Genomic DNA, 20440 nt, shown 5'->3' on the forward strand with positions numbered 1-20440 from the left:
AATGAGTGCAACGATCTTAATTGCAGACGACGATGCAGCTATCCGTACCGTCCTCAATCAAGCATTGGGGCGCGCTGGTTATGAAGTCCGCGTAACGGGAAATGCCGCAACCCTTTGGCGATGGGTCAGTGATGGAGAAGGGGATCTGGTCATCACCGATGTCGTCATGCCGGATGAAAACGGGCTTGATCTCATTCCACGTATCAGAAAAATTCGCCCCGAATTGCGCTGCATTGTCATGAGTGCCCAAAACACCTTGATGACAGCCGTGCGGGCCACCGAACGCGGTGCCTTCGAATATTTACCAAAACCTTTTGATCTCAATGAATTAACATCCGTTGTCAAACGGGCACTTGAGACCCCACAAGCCAGTAAATCCAACACTGCACCAACCAACGACATGGAAGAAGAACTCCCACTGATCGGGCGTTCCCCTGCCATGCAGGATATTTATCGGACACTTGCACGTTTGATGGGGACCGATCTGTCTGTGATGATTACAGGGGAGTCCGGTACAGGTAAGGAACTTGTGGCACGTGCCCTTCATGATTATGGCAAACGCCGAAATGGCAGCTTTGTCGCCCTCAATATGGCGGCAATCCCTAAAGAATTGATTGAAAGTGAATTATTCGGTCACGAAAAAGGATCATTCACCGGCGCAACCAACCGGAAATCCGGTCGTTTCGAACAGGCCGAAGGCGGCACCCTGTTTCTAGATGAAATCGGAGATATGCCTGCCGAAGCCCAAACCCGTCTTTTGCGCGTCCTGCAAGAAGGTGAATTTACGACGGTCGGTGGCTCCACCCCAATCAAAGCCAATGTGCGCATTGTTGCCGCAACCCACCGTGATCTACGCAGCCTGATCCGTCAGGGCCTCTTCCGTGAAGATTTATATTACCGTCTCAACGTCGTACCAATCCGATTGCCCCCGTTGCGTGAACGCACAGAAGATATTCCTGAACTTGCCAATCACTTTCTCTCTCAGGTCGCCGAAGAAGGCCTGCCGTGGAAAACCATTGAAAAACCAGCCCTTGAACGTTTAAAGCAACATAATTGGCCCGGCAACGTCCGCGAGTTGGAAAACGTCATTCGACGTCTCGCGGCCTTATATTCTCAGGAAACCATCACCTTAGAAGTGATCCAGCAGGAATTGGCCGAACTGAATGCCCAAAGCGCAAACGGAGGCAGTGATAGTGATCCTGATAATCTTTCGTCTGCCATTGAAAAGCATTTACGTTCCTATTTCGATGCGCATGGTGACAGCCTACCGCCTTCCGGCCTTTATGATCGGGTCTTAAAAGAACTGGAACGCCCTTTGCTTTCCATGACTTTAGAAGCCACTAACGGCAATCAAATAAAATCTGCTCAACTTTTAGGATTAAACAGAAACACACTTCGCAAAAAAATTCGGGAACTGAATATTCCTATAACCAAAAATGCCGTAAAATAATCTTTGGTAAATGCGCAACAGGCGTTGCAACTTTGCAACAGATATGTCTAAACTCCTCTCAACATGCGATGGGGCAAGCAAGCCGAGGGAGTTATAATAAGCCATCATGTCTGCGTCTTTTCCCAAATCCAGTGCTGATCAACTGACCAAACTAATGACCTGGGTTCGTCGAACGGGGTTAAGCCGAAAACTGGCTTTCCTGCTGGTTATCTGCGCGGTGACATCGGGGGTCGCAACTTTCGTTGCAATGACCAGTTCCGGTCCTTCAGGGGCTGACCCGTCTGACATCCTCAACCTGCTTTATGTTGATGCCGTCCTGCTTTTACTACTTGGCGCCCTTATCATTCGACGTATACTCAAGTTACATACACAACACTCACGCGGTATTGCGGGTTCAAAGCTTCATACCCGTCTTGTTTTATTTTTTAGCCTACTTGCCGTAACTCCCGCAATCCTGGTCGCTGTTTTTGCCGGATTATACTTGAACCTAGGGATGCAATCCTGGTTCAGCGAACGCGTTTCCACCGCGCTGAGTTCCTCCCAAACTGTTGCCAAGGCCTATCGCGATGCCCATGTCAGGTCCATTCAAATTGATGCACTGGCAATGGCCAACACGCTTAACCGCAAAGCCGCACAACTATCGCGCTCCCGTTACGTTTTGGAGCGTGAATTGAATCAGCTGGCACAAGAAAAAAACCTTGTTGAAGCCGCGATCATTGATGGCCAAAGCCGCGTTCTTGCCCGAACAGAACTCACACTCAGCCTTGCCTTTGATCAGATTTCACGCGGTGTTCTGGATCAAGCCGATCAAAATGAAGTTGTTGTCACCTTTGAACCTCAAAACGATCGAACACGTGCCATTGTTAAACTGGATAACTACATCGACACCTATCTGTTTATTGGTCGTTTTATCCCACCAGACATCAGTGGGTCCATTGACCGGGTTGAAAACGCCTATAAACAATATTCTGAATTGGAAAAACAACGCGAAGGCATTCACATCAGCTTTGTTATGATCTTCATGGTCATTGCATTGATGCTTCTGCTGGCTGCAGCGTGGCTGGGGATGACCTTTGCCAACCAGATGGTTCAGCCCTTGATCGACCTGATTACCGCCAGCGAACGGATCCGTAAAGGCGACCTTGCTGCACGGGTTGATAAAGACCATAGCGGGGATGAAATCGGTCTTCTTGGTCGCGCCTTTAACCGTATGGCCGAACAGCTTGAAAATCAACGTGAAAGCCTCATTGAAGCCAACCGAGAAATGGCAGAACGTAACCGATTTACCGAAACGGTTTTGGATGGGGTCAGCGCCGGTGTCATCGGCCTTGATGCACAAGGCAAAATCCATCTTCCCAACCGCTTCGCCAGCCTTTTCCTCAAAAAAGAAATCAATACACTTTCAGGTATGCCCCTAGAAGAAATCATCCCGGAATTGAAAGACTTACTGGCGCAAGCTCAAGAAAAGCCCATTCGCGTCGCACAACGTGAAATTAAGCTTTTGCGCGACGGACAGTTGCGTATCATTAATGCAAGCATTGCCGCAGAATGGGTTGATAATGATATTATTGGCTATGTTCTGACGTTCGACGACATCACCGAATTGCAAAGTGCCCAACGCCGCGCGGCATGGGCAAATGTGGCGCGACGCATTGCCCACGAAATTAAAAACCCGCTCACACCTATTCAGTTATCGGCGGAGCGACTTAAACGCAAATATGCCAAAGAAATTACAAGCGATCCCGATACTTTTGAAATGTGTACCGCCACCATAATCCGACAAGTTGATGATATGCGTCGTATGGTCGATGAATTTTCCTCCTTCGCCCGAATGCCTCGCCCCGTCCTTAAACCGGAAAATATTAGTGAATTATGCGGTGAAATCATCTTTTTGGAACGGAACCGCACAGAAATGGTGGAATACGAGATCAATTTGGCGGCCCCTGATATGAACCTGCTGTGTGATCGTCAACAGATTGCCCGCCTTCTTACCAATCTGGTAAAAAATGCGGCTGAAGGTATCTTTTCAAAATATGATCTTGATCCGGAAGATGAGCAGGCAACAGAACATAACGCCCCCTTGGGCAAGGTTTCCTTGGAACTCCTAGAAATCAATCAGGAAATTGTTATTCGTATTGAAGATAACGGCATTGGCTTTCCACAGGAAGAACGCGAACGTTTAACAGACCCTTACGTCACAACCCGCACCAAAGGAACCGGACTGGGACTAGCGATTGCGAAAAAAATTGTAGAAGAACATCAAGGAAAGATGGCCTTGAAAGATAGAGCAGGGGGCGGCGCAATTGTAGAATTGTACTTCCCGGAATTGGAAGAACACGGGTCCAGCCCGCAAAAAGAGAAAGAAAACAATCCGATGGATATGGCAATAAGGTTGGTTAGCGATGGCGTATGATATTTTAATTGTCGATGATGAAGCCGACATTCGCATGTTAACGGCGGGTATTCTTGAAGACGAAGGCTTTGAACCCCGTGAAGCCGGTAGTGATGTACAGGCATTAGACAGTGTCCGAAAACGCCGTCCCAGTCTTGTCTTGCTTGACATCTGGCTGCAGGGCAGCAGGCTTGACGGCTTAGGTATTCTCAAAGCACTAAAAAAAGATCATCCCGACCTGCCTGTTATTATGATGAGTGGCCACGGTACCATTGAAACCGCCGTGAAGGCGTTACATGACGGTGCCTATGATTTTATTGAAAAGCCTTTTAAAACTGATCGCCTTTTAATGGCGGTTGAGCGTGCATTGGAAATCGCGACCTTAAGGCGCGAAAATGAAGAATTACGCAGCCGAGGCGCTGTGGAAAGTGAATTGATCGGTATTTCCTCTCGCTTAAACCAACTTCGCCAAAGTATTGAAAAGGTGGCCCAATCCAACAGTCGTGTTTTAATTAATGGACCGGCAGGGTCCGGCAAAGAGGTCTGCGCCCGGCATCTTCATTTTCAATCACGCAGAGCCAAGGGTCCATTTGTCGTTCTGAATTGCGCAACCATGGAAGCAGACCGTGTAGAAAGTGAGCTGTTTGGTGTTGAAGCCATCAACGGTAATCCCGGCAAAGTGGGTTTCTTCGAGCAAGCCCACAACGGCACTTTGCTGTTGGACGAAGTAAGCGATATGCCAAGTGAAACACAGGGTAAAATCGTTCGTGTCCTGCAAGAACAGCGTTTCCAACGGGTCGGGGGCAGCACCCCCGTTGAAGTTGATGTCCGTGTTGTCGCCGCATCTTCCAAGGATTTAAACGTGGAAATGGCAGAAGGTCGCTTCCGTGAAGATCTCTTTTATCGTCTCAGCGTTGTTCCGATTGATCTACCGGCTTTATTTGAGCGACGCGAAGATATCCCTTATCTTACTAACTATTTTATGAATAAAACCGCACAGGTTTTGGGACATTCTCCACGTATCTTCAGTGAGGAAGCCTTAGCCGCCATGCAGGCCTATGATTGGCCGGGAAATGTGCGGGAACTGCGTAATGTCGTGGAACGTATTTTGATTATGGCACCGGGCACACCGGATCAGCCCATTAAAGTCGATATGTTACCTCGCGAAGTTACAACCAGCGATTCAGAAACCCTAAACTGGGACCCCACCAGTGAAATTATGAGCTTGCCACTGCGAGAAGCTCGTGAAATCTTCGAACGTGAATATCTTAATACTCAAATCAGTCGTTTTGGCGGTAATATTTCCAAAACGGCCAGTTTTGTCGGCATGGAACGCTCCGCCTTACATCGCAAGTTAAAATCTCTGAACTTGACGATGGATGAAAAAGCAAAAGCGTAAGGAGAGTTTGAAATGAAAGTTATTATTTGCGGTGCAGGCCAAGTTGGTTCAAACATCGCACATTACCTTGCGCTGGAAGATAACGACGTAACCGTCGTCGATCAATCCCCCGCATTAATCGGTAAAATTACCGACACATTGGATTGCCGGGGGGTAACAGGTCATGCCAGTCATCCGGATGTTTTAAAAGAAGCAGGCGCTGAAGATGCCGATATGTTGATTGCCGTAACCTATACGGATGAAATCAATATGGTTGCCGCACAAGTCGCCCATTCTCTGTTCAAGATTCCTAAAAAAGTGGCCAGGATCCGTTCACAAAGCTATCTCGCGCCCGAATGGCAAAACCTGTATACACGCGACAACTTGCCCATTGATGTCATTATTTCACCTGAAATCGAAGTTGCACGCGCCGTTATGCGCCGTCTGACCGTTCCGGGTGCAACCGATATGATCCCCTTGTGTGACGGAAAAGTCCGCCTTGTCGGGGTTCGTTGTGAAAAAGACTGCCCCCTTGTTTTCACACCTTTGCGCCAACTCACACAGCTCTTTCCTGACCTCAACATCGTCGTCATCGGGCTGGTTCGTGATGGAAAATCCATTATTCCGACAGCAGACGATCAATTGCTACCTGGTGACGAGGCCTTTTTTGTTGTTGATGAAGAACATATGGTACGTGCTCTGACAGCATTTGGTCATGACGAAACAGAAGCACGCCGCCTGTTGATTTTCGGCGGCGGCAATATCGGCCTATTCCTCGCCCAACAATTGGAACGAGAATACCCGTGGGTCAATGCGAAAATCATTGAGAAAAGCGAAACGCGGGCCCGCCAAATCGCCTCCCAATTAACAAAAACAACTGTGCTATGTGGCGACGTCCGTGATCAGGAATTATTGATCGAAGCCAACGTCACTGCTTCTGAAACAATCGTTGCTGTAACCGATGATGACGAAACCAATATTTTGGGTTCCTTACTGGCAAAACGCATGGGATCTCAACGGACAGTAACCTTGATCAACAAAGCATTATATGAACCCCTTTTAAACAATTTGGGGATCGATGTTGTTGTGAACCCACGCAGCATCACCGTTTCCCAGATTTTACAACAAGTGCGCAAAGGCCGCATTCATTCCGTTCACAGCTTACGCGAAGGGTTTGGCGAATTGATTGAAGCCGAAGCCTTGGCAACCTCCCCATTGGTCGGTGCGCCATTGCGTGATGTCAAAATGCCCAATGGTGTTGTTTTAGGTGCCGTTGTGCGTGACGGGCAGGTGATTTCACCTCGGGGTAGTACAGTCATTGAACCTAAAGACCGCATCGTCCTGTTTGCGGCATCAGATGCGGTACGCAAAGTAGAAAAAATGTTCTCAGTTCGTCTGGAGTTCTTTTAAAAAATGTCAAGAATTGCCTTTGTTAATGGTGCTTATGTACCACATGAGCATGCCAGTGTTCATATCGAGGATCGCGGTTTTCAATTTGCCGATAGTGTCTATGAAGTCATTTACCTTTATAAAGGTAAACTGATTGATGCAGAGGCACACTTGAAACGACTGGAACATTCCCTGAATGAACTTGATATGGGGATGCCTAAATCACGGGCAGCCTTGATGGTCAATGTCAAAGAGTTGGTGCGGCGCAATCGCGTTAAAACGGCACTGATCTATGTTCAAGTGACCCGTGGCAGTGCTGCACGTGATTTTCCCTATCCGGAAAATACAATACCAACTATCGTCATGACAGCAAGACGGGTTGCTCCTTTTGATGCCAATGCTTCCCTTAAAGGGATTAAGGTCATGAGCCTGCCTGATATCCGCTGGGCACGATGCGATATTAAAACAACATCCTTACTGGCTGCATCCATGAGCAAACAAAAGGCACTGGAAGCCGGTTTTGACGATGCATGGCTTGTTACTCAAGACCAGTTCGTGACAGAAGGGACATCAAACAATGCCTGGATTTTACGCGAAGATGGAAAATTACAAACGCGCAAACCGTCCCATGCCATCCTGAACGGCATTACCAGACAAGCAATTATCAAGCTTGCCGGACAAAAAGGCATTGAAATTGTTGAAGAGGCCTTCAACCTAGCTGACGCAAAAAAAGCGAAAGAAGCCTTTGTTACCAGTGCGAGTGCCTGCGTGAAACCCGTCATTCAAATTGACGACATAACCATCGCGGACGGAAAGCCCGGCCCCTTCACCCAACAAATTGCAAAAATCTATGCCGATTTTCTAGAGGAATAAAAAACTTGCCTCATCCAGTCCGTCCCAAAGCCGTTATTTTTGATTGGGATAACACCCTAGTCGATACATGGCCCGCCATTCACGATGCCATCAATCACACCCTGGTGGCAATGGGTCATGATGCCTGGACCTATGACGAAACACGCCAACGCATTCGTAAATCTATGCGTGATAGTTTTCCCGAATTATTTGGGAATCACTGGGAAGACGCAGGCAAAATCTTTTATGCCCGATTCGAAAAATCTCATATCAGCCAATTACAGGCAATTGACGGTGCCGAAAACCTCCTCAAAGCCTTATATAGCAAGGGGTTTTACCTTGCTATCGTCTCCAACAAGAGAGGAAAATACCTTCGCCAAGAAGTTGAGCATTTAGGATGGGGAAAATATTTCAAAAAGCTGGTCGGGGCAGGGGATGCTCAACTGGATAAACCACATCCTGCACCCGTTGATTTAGCGCTGGAAAACAGCGGAATTCCTAGGGGTTCAGCCGTCTGGTTCGTAGGAGATACAGATGTGGATCTGGAGTGCGCACACAACTCAGGATGTATATCCGTACTGATAAGAGAGCAAGCACCGAGTCAAGGAGAATTTGACGAGTTCCCTCCTTCTTGGTATTTCAGTAATTGCATGGAGTTAGCTTCGACATTGAATAAATGTGACGTTTGGGAGACTGATCAACAAGTCGAGCAAACTCTATAAAAGACCAAACCATAAATGCCAACGATAAAGATAATTAGGGAATATAGACCCATGGCTGCTGAAAAGTCTCAGAATGTGCAAGACGTTTTTTTAAATCACATTCGTAAACAAAAAAACTCCGTCACTATTTTCTTGGTAAACGGCGTTAAACTTCAGGGGATTGTAACTTGGTTTGACAACTTCTCTGTGCTTCTGCGCAGAGATGGTCATACGCAACTGGTGTACAAGCATGCGATTTCAACAATCATGCCTTCTTCACCGGTACAATTGTTTGATCCGTCCGGCGAAGACGAAGAGTAAACGTGACGAACGAACATAATCCGCCCAAGAACCAATCAAAAAAGGGCTGGAGCGATGATAACGACCGAACTCCTTGTTTGGTCGTTCACCCGCATTTAAAAAGCGAACGCGGTGCGTTACGTTCCCCGCAGGCACGTCTGGAAGAATGTGTAGGCCTTGCCTTGGCCATTCACGTTGATGTGGTCCATAGCGAAGTCGTCAACATTGCACGCCCCAAACCTGCGACCTTGTTTGGTCAAGGGGTCGTTGAGGCACTTGCAACCACAATTGGTCGCGTTGATAAGCATAAAGACGAATGGGATGACGATGATATCGGGCTTGCCATCGTTGATGCTGCGTTGTCTCCCATCCAACAACGCAACCTTGAAAAAGCATGGAACTGCAAAGTCATCGACCGTACCGGACTTATCCTTGAAATTTTCGGGGAACGTGCCCGCACGGCAGAAGGATCCTTGCAGGTCGAATTGGCGGCCCTGACGTATCAACGATCCCGACTTGTGCGATCATGGACCCACTTGGAACGCCAGCGCGGTGGACTGGGCTTTATTGGCGGTCCTGGTGAATCACAAATCGAGATTGATCGTCGTTTAATTGACGAACGGATCGTTCGATTGAAAAAAGACCTCGGCGAAGTCAAACGCACACGTGAATTACACCGCAAAGCCCGGCGCAATACGCCATACCCGATCGTTGCCCTTGTCGGTTATACCAACGCCGGGAAATCAACGCTTTTCAACCGACTGACAAAAGCGGAAGTATTTGCACAGGACTTGCTGTTTGCCACGCTGGACCCGACCATGCGCTCCATCACGCTGCCATCCGGGCGTGATGTCATCATTTCTGATACGGTTGGTTTTATTTCCCAACTTCCGCATGAATTGGTCGCGGCCTTCCATGCCACGCTGGAAGAAGTCCACGAAGCCGACGTCATTTTACATGTTAGAGATGCCTCCCACCCCGACACAGAAGCACAGAGAGCCGATGTTCTGGAGGTTCTCAAAACATTAGGTGTGGAAGAAAAACTCGAAGATTGTTTGATCGAGGTTTATAATAAAGCCGACCTGCTGGATCAAGAAGATCACGATATTATTACAAATCGCGTCAATCGCTCAAACGGTCTGGTCAGCATGGTTTCAGCCGTCACAGGGCAGGGATGTGATCAACTTCTTGACGATATCAATAAACTGCTGAGCGCACGTTTCCAAATCTTCGACGTTGAGGTTCCTTACAGCGACGGCCAAATGCTTAGCTGGATTTATGGGCATGGTGAAGTGACAAAGCGCAATGAAGGTGAAAACGGATTTCATATCACGGTCAAAATGAATGATATGAATACCTCGCGTTTTCAGCAAAAATTCCCGCAGCTTTTCCCCGCTACAGAACAAGCAGAAAAAGACGAAGATTCACAACAGCCAACCGGATGGTCTCCCACTTAGGGAAACCGTCCGTAAATATTATCTTTCCAACTGGCTTTGCGCTTCTCTTTTGTCTTTCTTTAACTTCTTTCCCGCAAACTGTTTGTAAAATCACACAGACAATCTTATCTACAAGTAGATAAGAAAGAGGGATTAAAATGGCAACAAGAGAAGCGCAGGCCAGATGGCGCTCCCGACATCAGCTTGTCAAAAAACAGCTCAATGTCATGGCGAAACATCTGATCCACGAGGATTTGGAAGAAATCGCACGCGATTACGACCTGAAAGGAAAGGGCGAAGCCGTTACCTTCGCCACCTTCGTCACCAAAGCCATGCGCCAACAGGCCGAATATAACCCGGAAGCCAAGCGGATCATGGACCTGCTGGAAAATGCCTATAAACGGGACCGCGATATTTACCGACCTTAAGTGCTATTTTTTAAAGACAAAATATTTCATGCCAAAATAGCTTACGAACATGGAAATGGCTGTCGCAGGAAAGAGGGCAATAACCGGATTTTCTTCCAATACGGGATAAAAGGCGAGAACGCCAATATAACAAACATAATTCGTCAAAGAAGCAATGAGCATGGAAGCACAATAAGCACGATATTCCGCCCAACTGGGATCTGTCTTTATGTTAAATGTTTTGGTGCGGTTAATCCACCAGCTTGCCGTAATTGATCCCCATAACCCTACAATTTGTCCAACATATGCATGCACGCCTAAAACATTACTTAAAACATATAAAATAACTGTATTCACCAGAAACGCACTGCCCCCGGCAAAAAGAAAATGTCCATAATGTTTGATTTTTTCCATCGGTAATTATTTCTGAAGTAAATAGAAATAAGAAACACCGAACGGTGGTTTGATAATCGGTGCAATTTTTGTATCAAACTTAAATATCAATTTAAGACAACTATTAATAAAAGCATTATTGATATTGTTTTCACTTTTCGCCTGAATATTCAAAAAACGAATAAGCTTTCGTGCACTCCAGATCGGAATGAACAGAAGAAAATTAAAAAAACATTCTGTTTGAACAGAAAAAGGGGCTGTCTTGATCAAATTGGCAATTTCTGCCTTGCTATAACGTCTTTTGTGAAGGGAAATATCATCTTGCAATCCCCATAAAGACATAAACATCGGAACGGTTATCAGCGCATGACCATCTGGCTTTAAAATACGGTATATTTCTTTCAAAGCCGTTTTGTCATCTTCTACATGTTCAAGGATATCAGTTGCAACAACAAGGTCAAAACTATCGTCTTCAAACGGAATGGCGCAAATATCGCCTTTTGTGACTGCTGGTAAGCCTTTCTCATGACAAAACGCTATAGCATGTTCACTAAAATCTAATCCTTGAATATTAGAGAACCCCATATCAACCAACATACGCAAATTGGTTCCTGTGCTGGTTCCAATATCCAGAATATTTGCTGTTTTCGATAAGTTCAGACGCGAAATATAAGCTCGAAAGAAGGACCTTCTGGCAACAAACCACCAGTGATCTTGTTCAAGTGCCGCTTCTGCTTCGTAAGCTTCTAATTTCATCCTTGTTATCCAGACACTGGTATTTCACTCTTAATATAGTCAAATACTCTTTACCATTAAATGGTTTAGCTATAACTTCCGTTTCTTAAGTTCAAAATAGATATACGAAAGCCAATGAGAAAAATAGAGAAAAAAGGCAAACAGGAAAAGATAATTCTCTCTGGCCCTCAGTCCAATAGACAAGAGGGGTACTCTCGTATTTTCCTTGTTGTATTTACCACGCTTATTTTACTGAAATCATTCTATCTGTTTACCTACGGTCCCATTTTTTTACCCGATAGTACGGGCTATATAAAATTCGCAAGCCTTATTCTCAATGAAAAAGAATGGATCAGCCATTTAAATTTGAACAATGCTTTCTGGCAACCTGAAACCGCATTTCGCAGCATAGGTTACCCAGCCTTTCTCGCTCTAAATAAATTGATTTTCGGCGAGCTGTTTGATTGGAGTAGTATAGGTATTCAGATTACTTTGTCCCTATATACCAGTTATCTGGTTTACCAGTTAAGTGATCGCTTTTTAAAAAATGAAGCTCTGGCTCTCTTCTGTGCAAGCGCGCATGCACTCAGTCAGGGACTATTAATGGACCAATGCCTTCTGACCGACAGCCTAAATACAAGCTTGATAGTCATTGTGCTTTGCACGATTTCGATCAAAATAATCGACAGGTCTCCTCCCAAAACCGCAACTGTATTTGGCTTGGGCACTCTTATCCTCATTGCTTTTTCTATTCGGGAGGCCGGTAATTTTCTGCAATTCTTATTATGGCCAATTGTTCTTTACTGGATTATTCGAAATCATCACGTGTGGTCTATGCGTGCCTTTTTGTTCATGCTTTTTATTAGTCCCATATTTCTAGGTGTTTACGGATATAAAACATGGAATGAACATAGAACGGATAAACGTTTTATAACTACTGCCGGACAATCGACCATGTTTTTTCCTGTTTTTAAACTGAAAAAACAAGGAATTGACGCCTTGAAAGATGACCCGCTCTTCCAAGGCTTGCCCGAATACGTATATCCTCTGGACGAGCAGGTTATGATTAATAGCTATGCCATCAACAAACACCTTCATACACAACATAACTTTGATGCTGTCGAAATATCTAATTATGCCTTCACAACTTTTTTCAGACTATGGAAAACATATCCGGTTGAAATGGTCGCAGGCACTTTTTCCGAAATCCGCGAGAAACAGTTTTTCTCCAGCTTTATGCCCGTTGAAACATGGGTAAAAACTCATTTATGGGCACGCGGAAGCAAACCGTTCCAAAAACGACGCGATATGATGGAAAAGGTTAAAACCGAAGGACAGTATGAACTGTTACTTGCCTATCTTGCACGCCACATAGAACGCATTATTTCAATTTTGATTTCAGCGGCTTTTATCATCGGGGCACCCGTTTTGTTTTATCGAACACTCAAGAAAGCAGAATATCGCCTCCAAAGTCTACCAGATCAAATTTGGCTCATTACTTTTTATTGGTTACTCTATTTCGGTTACACATTTGCTTACGCTATGGTACATCTTGAACAGCGTTATCTATTGCCCGTTGTACCTTTCTTGACAATCGGCGGCATTTTGATGCTGAACCAAGCCTTCTTCAAGCTGAAAACAGTAATTCGATCAAACAATTTCAATAGGTGAGTTTCATTTAAATGACTGTGAATAAAAAAGAAAATAGCCAGAAGGCAATACGCCCAAACCTATCTGTTATCGTTCCTTTTTATAATGAAGAAGACAATATCGGTTCTCTTTACAGCGAGATAAAAACGACACTGGAAAAAACAGGGCGAACATATGAAATCATATTTGTAAATGACGGTTCCAGCGACAAAACATTAGAGCGCGGCATAGAGATCGCCGAGCAAGACGCCAATGTGCATATGATTGACTTGTTACGCAATTACGGACAGACCGCCGGTTTAATGGCAGGACTGGATCATGCACAAGGCGACATCATCATCTCAATGGATGGAGATGGTCAAAACGATCCTGCCGAAATACCCAAATTATTAAGCAAGCTTGATGAAGGTTACAGCGTTGTTTCCGGCTGGCGGGCAGATCGACAAGACAATGCGATGACCCGAACCTTACCAAGTCGTATCGCAAACTGGTTAATCTCCAAAGTGTCCGGTGTACACCTGCATGATTACGGCTGCGCCCTGAAAGCCTATCACAGAGAAGTTGTTGAACAAGTACGCCTCTATGGTGAAATGCACCGTTTCATTCCCATTTACACGGTTTGGCAAGGTGGCAAAATCGCAGAAATCGAAGTCAACCACCGCGCTCGTATTCATGGGGAATCAAAATATGGCTTAAACCGTATCTTCAAGGTGCTTCTGGATTTGTTTTTAGTCATGTTTTTGAAACGCTACATGACAAAACCAATTTACATATTTGGCGGGTTTGGTTTCGCTTCCTTACTCTTGGCACTTATTTGTGGAATTTGGGCGATCTGTTTAAAAATCTTTGATGGCGTTTCGTTTATTTTAACTCCATTACCAACTCTAACCGGTACTTTCTTTACGACAGGTATTCTGTGTATTTTAATGGGGTTACTCGCCGAACTTCTCGTACGGACTTACTTTGAGTCTCAGGATAAAAAGATTTATCAAGTCAAAAAACACTATAACAAGAAAGACTAGAAAACAACCATGTGTGGAATTGCCGGCTTTTTTGGGCAGGGGACCCAAGAAGATTTAAAACAAATGACGAATTCCATCGCCCACCGGGGACCCGACGGGGAAGGGGCATATCAAGATAACGATTTCCCCGTATTTCTAGGCCATCGCCGCCTTTCCATTGTGGATTTGGAACACGGCCAACAACCTATGCCCAACACAGATCGGTCCATCTGGGTTACGTTTAATGGTGAAATATATAATCATCGCGAGTTACGACACGATTTAGAAACAAAAGGATACAAATTCAACACCCCAAATAGCGATACGGAAGTTCTTGTTCATGGCTGGAAAGAATGGGGGGAAGAATTACCACTTAAACTAAATGGCATGTTTGCCTTTTGTATCTGGGACAAAAACCGTGGGACCTTGTTTCTTGCCCGTGATCGTTTCGGTGAAAAACCACTATTTTGGGGGCAACAAAAAGACCTCTTTGTATTTGGATCCGAATTAAGTGTCTTTCAGGCTCATAACAGTTTTGACACAACCTATAATCAATTAGCCTTAAAAAAATATTTTGCTTATGCATTTATTCCCGCACCATTCTGCGCATTTGAAAACTGCTATAAACTTAAACCCGGCCACAGCTTAACATTCGATGTGCGAACTCAAACACATAGGATCACGCCTTATTGGCAATTTCGTATTGAGGTAGCCGCTTCACCACCAAGCTTTGAAGAAGCTGCTGAAGAACTGGAAACTCTATTCGTACAAGCCGTCAAACGACGTCTTATGAGTGATGTACCTTTGGGTGCCTTCTTATCAGGTGGTGTCGACAGCAGTTCCGTACTTGCGGCAATGTGCCGTATTTCGCCTGCTCAATCCGTGCAAAGCTTTGCCATTGGGTTTACTGAAAAGTCATTTGACGAGTCATCTTATGCCCGCGAAATGTCCACATATCTAGGGTGCAAACATCACGAAGAAATTTTAGATCTGACAAAAGCGCGCAGCATTATCCCCGATGTCCTGACTCAACTTGATGAACCGATGGCTGACGGCTCATTACTCCCGACCTACCTGCTCTGTCAATTTGCACGCAAGCATGTAAAAGTCGCGCTGAGCGGAGATGCCGGAGACGAACTCTTTGCAGGCTACGACCCATTCAAGGCTTTACAACCGGCAAACGTTTACCATCGATTTGTTCCAAAATTCATGCATCAAGCCACAAAATCTTTGATCGACCTCTTGCCAATGTCCAATAAGAATATGAGTTTGGATTTCAAATTACGTCGCGTTTTAATGGGGATGGATCATCAACCCGCCCTCTGGCTACCCACTTGGATGGCCCCCCTGCAAGAAAATGATATTTGTGATCTATTCAATGCACCGACAGACGCAGAAGAACTCTATTCAGAGACATTGGATTTATGGAATGAAAACCCCAATAAAACACAAATCGATAAATCCTTAGAATATTTTACGAACTTCTATCTGCCAGATGACATATTAACAAAAGTCGACAGAGCCTCCATGATGAATGGGCTGGAAGCTCGTGCCGTCTTTTTGGATTGTGATCTCGTGGAATTTGTCCGTCGCCTTCCTTGTCATTATAAATTTGACGGAAAAACAACTAAAAAAGTTTTGAAGAAAGCCGTCTCCCGCCTCGTTCCGGACAGCGTTCTCAATCGTCGGAAAAAAGGGTTCGGCGTTCCTTTAATGGCATGGATGAAAGAAATACCGCTTAATACACAAGGCGCAAACCAGTTTCAACTTAACCCTGACAGCATTGAAACGTACATATCTAAACATTTATCAGAACAAAAAGATTATCGCTTTTTCCTCTGGAACTGGCTGGTTTTGCAGAAGTCAAAAGCATCCCACCTCTAACAACGGTTTTCTTTAATCATCCTGAACAGACAAGAAGGCGAGAACGTCTTCGATATCTTTATCGGTCATTTCACCGAATAATTCTGCTTGATCCACATGCTCGCGTTCACCGGATTTATAATCCTGAAACTGTTTTTTCAGATATTGAATATGCTGTCCGGCAATCGCTGGCTTGTTGCCACGGCCCATACCGTCTTTGTTATGGCAGCCCCGGCACATTTCCATATAGTATTCTTCGCCATTTTCCAAATCGCCTTCGTATCGCGGAATTTGTACAACAGCTTCGGCCTGTTGCAAGCGTTCCAATCCATCTATATGACCATTCAATTCAGGCAGTTGGCTTGCCAGTTTAATATTAGAAAGGTATGTGGTGATATCGCGAACATCTCCCGGCGGTAATTCACGGTCATTGGCAAAGGGCAGCATTGGAATATTAACCCGTTTGCGATTTTTAAAGTTCTTGATTTGCTCTTCCATATATTCTTGCGGCAATCCTGCCAATCGTGGATAAACGCCACCACCACCGCCTTGACCTAAGCTACCGTGACAGCCCGCACACAGTTCATTGATGTCTTCAGCATTATATTTGTCATATTCATAATCTTCCGGAACATCCGCCGCCCACAGGGAACCAGCAAACAACAGACATGATAATCCAGCAGAACGTGCAAGCGCTTTCACGAACATCTTGGGGGGGCATCCTTTACATTCAGATTTGTTTATATATTTTCTGCATGTGATAATTATTCAAGCCAAAACCTACCTTGATGTTCATCAAAAAAAAACATAATCAGTTCTTCGAATGTCATCTCAAGATGATTTTTAGCATTTCGTGCATGACTCTACATTCGAGCATCGCTATAACTGGCGCATGAAACTGGATGTCGATCATATCACCCGTATTATTTCCGAAGTCGCTGAGGAAGAGATCATGCCGCGCTTTCAAAAGCTGGCAGCCAGCGACATTATGGAAAAATCACCCGGTGACCTGGTTACAACGGCTGATATCGAAGCCGAAATAAAATTAAGCGCTCGGTTAATCGACTATTTGCCCGGCTCCCTCGTTGTTGGCGAAGAAGCGGTCGCAAAAGATATATCCATCCTAAAAGCATTGGATAGCGCAGAACCTGTCTGGATTATCGACCCTGTAGACGGGACGCGCAACTTCTCAAAAGGCGACAGCGTTTTTGGTTCTATGGTCGCCTTGGCCCATCAAGGTGAATTAATTGCCTCCTGGATCCATGACCCTGCCCGCAAACGCACAGCAGTGGCGGAAAAAGGGGCAGGGGCACGTTTGGCAGGCCGTCCCCTTCATGTTAAGAAATTTCACAGTCTTGAACATATGACCGTTTCCTTAAATGCCAAACATCGGCGCTGGCTGGAAGATCGTGCCATTGATGGTTTAGGCCCCGTTCCCCATATGGCCATTCGTTACGGTTCGGTTGCCCATGATTATATTTCCCTGGCAGCGGGTGAATTTCATTGCGCCCAATATCGCCGCCTGCACGCATGGGACCATGCCGCAGGCATCTTACTTCATCGCGAGGCGGGCGGATATGATTTTATGGTGGGATCACAAACCCCCTATAAACCAAAAATTTATGCGCAAGACTGCCTTTTAATCACCCCAAATAAAGATGTTTGGGAAGAAGCACGCCGTTTCCTTAATCCGGGGTCAGACAGTTATCATGTCTAAGTCACCATTGGAAATTTTGCAGAACGTTTTTGGTTTTTCTGATTTTCGTGGCGTGCAGCAAGATGTCATCAAACGCACAATTGCAGGGGGAGACTCCCTTGTTCTTATGCCGACTGGTGGGGGGAAATCCCTTTGTTACCAGATCCCGGCCGTGTGCCGAAAAGGCTGTGCAATCGTTATTTCACCCCTGATTGCCCTGATGCAGGATCAAGTCACTGCTCTGTGCCAAGTCGGCATTAAGGCCGCAACACTCAATTCCACCATTGCCCCGGACGAAGCTTATGAAATTGAACGCGCAATGCGGGCAGGGGAGCTAGACCTTGTTTATGTCGCCCCGGAACGTCTGCTGACCGATCGTTTTTTCACGCTGTTAAATCATTGCGATATTTCCTTATTTGCGATTGACGAGGCCCATTGCGTTTCTCAATGGGGTCATGATTTTCGGCCCGAATATCGGCAATTGGTCAACCTGCACGACCATTTTCCAAATGTACCACGCATCGCCTTAACCGCGACCGCAGACGGGCCAACCCGCCTAGATATCATTGAACGACTTAATCTGGGGCAAGGTGAAGTTTTCATCACCGGATTTGATCGCCCCAACATTCGTTACAACATCGTATCGAAGAACAATGCAAAGACTCAACTTCTAAAATTCCTGCAGGAATATGACGAAAACGACAGTGGCATCGTTTACTGCATGAGCCGTAAAAAAGTTGAAGAAATGGCAAACTGGCTACGCGACAAAGGCTATGACGCTTTGTCCTATCACGCCGGTATGGACAAAAACATCCGCAGCCTCAATCAAGATAAATTCGTACGCGAAGAGGGTATCATCATGGTCGCCACCGTCGCGTTCGGTATGGGCATTGATAAACCTAACGTTCGATTTGTTGCCCATATGGACCCACCCAAAAGCCTTGAAGCCTATTATCAAGAAACGGGCCGCGCCGGACGGGATGGTTTACCCTCGCAAACTTGGATGGCCTATGGCTTGCAGGATGTCACCAAGCTGCGCCAGTTTACAGAAAGCTCGGATCTGCCGGAACGTCAAAAACATATTGAACGTCAAAAATTGGATGCCTTGCTGGCCTACTGCGAAACTCATCGGTGTCGTCGTCAGGTTCTGCTAGAATATTTTGGTGAAACCTTAAACGAGCCTTGCGGCAATTGCGACACCTGCCTTAACCCGGTAGAAACATTTGACGGCACAGTCCCCGCCCAGAAAATTTTATCCTGTATCTATCGAACCGGAGAAACATTTGGGGCAGGGCATATCATTGATGTCTTACTTGGTGAAGAAAACGACAAAATCATGCGTTTTCGCCATAACCAGCTCAGCACCTATGGGATCGGGAAGGAACTTAAACGCGACACATGGCGTTCCATCATTCGTCAACTCGTCGCCCTTGGCTTGGTGCGTATGGATATTGAAGGGTACGGGGCTTTAAAACTTGGCCCTGATGTGCGTGACGTTTTACGCGGCGAACGCAATGTCCTCATGCGCAAAGACCCTGATGCCCGTCGTTCCGCCAAAGCCAAACGTGAGGCGCGCACCACCATTGTGTTGGAACGCGAAGATGATAAATCTTTGTTTGAAGCCTTACGCGCCAAACGCAAAGATCTGGCCGAAGAACAAAACGTGCCCCCCTATGTGATTTTTGCCGATGCGACCTTGATAGAAATGGCCAAAACACGCCCATGCGATGCAGACAGTTTTTTGGCCCTTTCCGGCGTTGGTCAAACAAAGCTGGAACGTTATAGCAGCATCTTTATGGATGTTATCAACGGGTTTGATGATTGATTTCATTGTCTCTATGACAATCTATTCTTTGATTTCTCCATTACATAAACTTATACTGCTCCCCAATCATTTAAGAATTTTAAAGGGAGAAAAAGATGAAGGTTGCATTCCTTGGTCTTGGTGTTATGGGCTATCCAATGGCGGGCCACCTGTTAAAAGGTGGGCATGACGTCTGTGTCTATAACCGCACGACCGCCAAAGCTGAAAAATGGGTTGCTGAATATGGTGGGTCTTTTGCAGAAACGCCTGCAAAGGCCGCTGAGGGGGCACAAATAGTTTTTGCCTGTGTCGGTAACGATGACGACCTTAGAAGCGTCTGCACAGACGAAAACGGCGCTTTTAACACTATGGACAAAGGCACGGTCTTCGTCGATCACACAACAACCTCTGCCGAAGTCGCCCGTGAAATGTCCGTCGAAGCAGAAAAACACGGCCTCTCATTCATGGATGCGCCTGTTTCCGGCGGTCAAGCCGGAGCAGAAAATGGCACTCTGACCATTATGGTAGGTGGCAATCCTGAAAATTTCGAACACACCAAGCCTGTTCAGGAATGTTACGCACAGGCCGTCACGCTTATGGGAGATGTCGGGGCAGGGCAATTGACCAAGATGGTCAACCAGATCACTTTTGTCGGTGCCGTTCAATCCATTTCCGAAGGACTGGCCTTTGCTGAAAAAGCCGGACTGGACCCGAAAAAAGTCATCGACGTGATTTCCAAAGGGGCCGCCGGATCATGGCAATTGTCCAATCGTGGCTACACGATGGTTGAAGATAAGTTTGACTTCGGTTTTGCCATCGATTGGGTCAGAAAAGACCTTGGCTTTGCCCTTGATGAAGCCCGCAAAAACGGTTCAGCCTTACCTGTCACCGGACTGATTGATCAATATTACAAAGAGGTTCAACGCATGGGTGGTGGACGCTGGGACACCTCTGCACTCATCAAATTACTACGTGATTAAATCGTCCATATTA

General features: G+C 45.9%; 18 protein-coding genes. 15 read left to right on the forward strand and 3 right to left on the reverse strand.

The window, feature by feature from the left end; all coding sequences use genetic code 11:
- The first annotated feature begins 1 nt into the window (after position 1).
- The 9 genes from ntrC to ACI0FF_RS11005 all read left to right on the forward strand — a co-directional run bounded on the left by ntrC (position 2) and on the right by ACI0FF_RS11005 (position 10326).
- Positions 2–1450, forward strand: a complete 1449-nt coding sequence (gene ntrC, locus ACI0FF_RS10965) for a nitrogen regulation protein NR(I) (protein WP_419796890.1) — start codon at positions 2–4, stop codon at positions 1448–1450.
- Between the two features lie 106 nt (positions 1451–1556).
- Positions 1557–3863 carry a sensor histidine kinase NtrY-like gene (locus ACI0FF_RS10970; RefSeq protein ID WP_419796891.1) on the forward strand — a complete coding sequence of 769 codons (2307 nt, stop codon included), beginning with the start codon at positions 1557–1559 and terminating at the stop codon, positions 3861–3863.
- A complete protein-coding gene (locus tag ACI0FF_RS10975; RefSeq protein ID WP_419796892.1) occupies positions 3853–5241 on the forward strand; it encodes a sigma-54-dependent transcriptional regulator in 1389 nt (462 codons plus the stop codon). Before ACI0FF_RS10970 ends, ACI0FF_RS10975 begins: the two co-directional genes overlap by 11 nt.
- A 12-nt stretch (positions 5242–5253) precedes the next feature.
- Positions 5254–6630 (forward strand): Trk system potassium transporter TrkA, encoded by a 1377-nt coding sequence (gene trkA, locus ACI0FF_RS10980; RefSeq protein WP_419796893.1) that lies wholly within the window; start codon positions 5254–5256, stop codon positions 6628–6630.
- A gap of 3 nt (positions 6631–6633) precedes the next feature.
- Positions 6634–7482 carry a D-amino-acid transaminase gene (locus ACI0FF_RS10985; RefSeq protein WP_419796894.1) on the forward strand — a complete coding sequence of 283 codons (849 nt, stop codon included), beginning with the start codon at positions 6634–6636 and terminating at the stop codon, positions 7480–7482.
- 5 nt (positions 7483–7487) lie between these two features.
- Positions 7488–8183, forward strand: coding sequence for an HAD family hydrolase (locus ACI0FF_RS10990; protein WP_419796895.1), 696 nt, complete (start codon positions 7488–7490; stop codon positions 8181–8183).
- A 51-nt stretch (positions 8184–8234) separates the two neighbouring features.
- Positions 8235–8483 (forward strand): RNA chaperone Hfq, encoded by a 249-nt coding sequence (hfq, locus tag ACI0FF_RS10995; RefSeq protein ID WP_069185874.1) that lies wholly within the window; start codon positions 8235–8237, stop codon positions 8481–8483.
- A gap of 77 nt (positions 8484–8560) precedes the next feature.
- Positions 8561–9919 carry a GTPase HflX gene (hflX, locus tag ACI0FF_RS11000; RefSeq protein WP_419799702.1) on the forward strand — a complete coding sequence of 453 codons (1359 nt, stop codon included), beginning with the start codon at positions 8561–8563 and terminating at the stop codon, positions 9917–9919.
- 137 nt (positions 9920–10056) lie between these two features.
- A complete protein-coding gene (locus ACI0FF_RS11005; RefSeq protein ID WP_419796896.1) occupies positions 10057–10326 on the forward strand; it encodes a hypothetical protein in 270 nt (89 codons plus the stop codon).
- 3 nt (positions 10327–10329) lie between these two features.
- Here the strand turns inward: ACI0FF_RS11005 and ACI0FF_RS11010 are convergent, their stop codons facing one another.
- Positions 10330–10719 (reverse strand): GtrA family protein, encoded by a 390-nt coding sequence (locus tag ACI0FF_RS11010; protein ID WP_419796897.1) that lies wholly within the window; start codon positions 10717–10719, stop codon positions 10330–10332.
- 6 nt (positions 10720–10725) lie between these two features.
- A complete protein-coding gene (locus ACI0FF_RS11015) occupies positions 10726–11454 on the reverse strand; it encodes a class I SAM-dependent methyltransferase (protein ID WP_419796898.1) in 729 nt (242 codons plus the stop codon).
- 114 nt (positions 11455–11568) lie between these two features.
- Between ACI0FF_RS11015 and ACI0FF_RS11020 the strand changes: the two genes are divergently transcribed.
- From ACI0FF_RS11020 to asnB, 3 genes are read left to right on the forward strand one after another with little or no spacing between them, the layout of a single operon-like run.
- Positions 11569–13104 (forward strand): hypothetical protein, encoded by a 1536-nt coding sequence (locus ACI0FF_RS11020; RefSeq protein WP_419796899.1) that lies wholly within the window; start codon positions 11569–11571, stop codon positions 13102–13104.
- An 11-nt stretch (positions 13105–13115) separates the two neighbouring features.
- Positions 13116–14105 (forward strand): glycosyltransferase family 2 protein, encoded by a 990-nt coding sequence (locus tag ACI0FF_RS11025; protein WP_419796900.1) that lies wholly within the window; start codon positions 13116–13118, stop codon positions 14103–14105.
- A gap of 9 nt (positions 14106–14114) precedes the next feature.
- A complete protein-coding gene (gene asnB, locus ACI0FF_RS11030; protein ID WP_419796901.1) occupies positions 14115–15968 on the forward strand; it encodes an asparagine synthase (glutamine-hydrolyzing) in 1854 nt (617 codons plus the stop codon).
- 12 nt (positions 15969–15980) lie between these two features.
- Here the strand turns inward: asnB and ACI0FF_RS11035 are convergent, their stop codons facing one another.
- Positions 15981–16655: a c-type cytochrome gene (locus ACI0FF_RS11035; protein WP_419796902.1), complete on the reverse strand. Its 675-nt coding sequence runs from the start codon at positions 16653–16655 to the stop codon at positions 15981–15983.
- Between the two features lie 145 nt (positions 16656–16800).
- Between ACI0FF_RS11035 and ACI0FF_RS11040 the strand changes: the two genes are divergently transcribed.
- The 3 genes from ACI0FF_RS11040 (at position 16801) to ACI0FF_RS11050 (ending at position 20427) form a co-directional block, all read left to right on the forward strand.
- Entirely contained in the window at positions 16801–17664 is an 864-nt protein-coding gene (locus ACI0FF_RS11040) for an inositol monophosphatase family protein (RefSeq protein ID WP_419796903.1), read from the forward strand.
- A complete protein-coding gene (gene recQ / locus ACI0FF_RS11045) occupies positions 17657–19468 on the forward strand; it encodes a DNA helicase RecQ (protein ID WP_419796904.1) in 1812 nt (603 codons plus the stop codon). Before ACI0FF_RS11040 ends, recQ begins: the two co-directional genes overlap by 8 nt.
- Before the next feature lie 95 nt (positions 19469–19563).
- A complete protein-coding gene (locus ACI0FF_RS11050) occupies positions 19564–20427 on the forward strand; it encodes an NAD(P)-dependent oxidoreductase (protein WP_419796905.1) in 864 nt (287 codons plus the stop codon).
- Positions 20428–20440 lie beyond the last annotated feature (13 nt).

The sequence above is a fragment of the Terasakiella sp. 4MB5A genome, assembly GCF_050058155.1.
Taxonomy (GTDB): domain Bacteria; phylum Pseudomonadota; class Alphaproteobacteria; order Rhodospirillales; family Terasakiellaceae; genus Terasakiella; species Terasakiella halodenitrificans.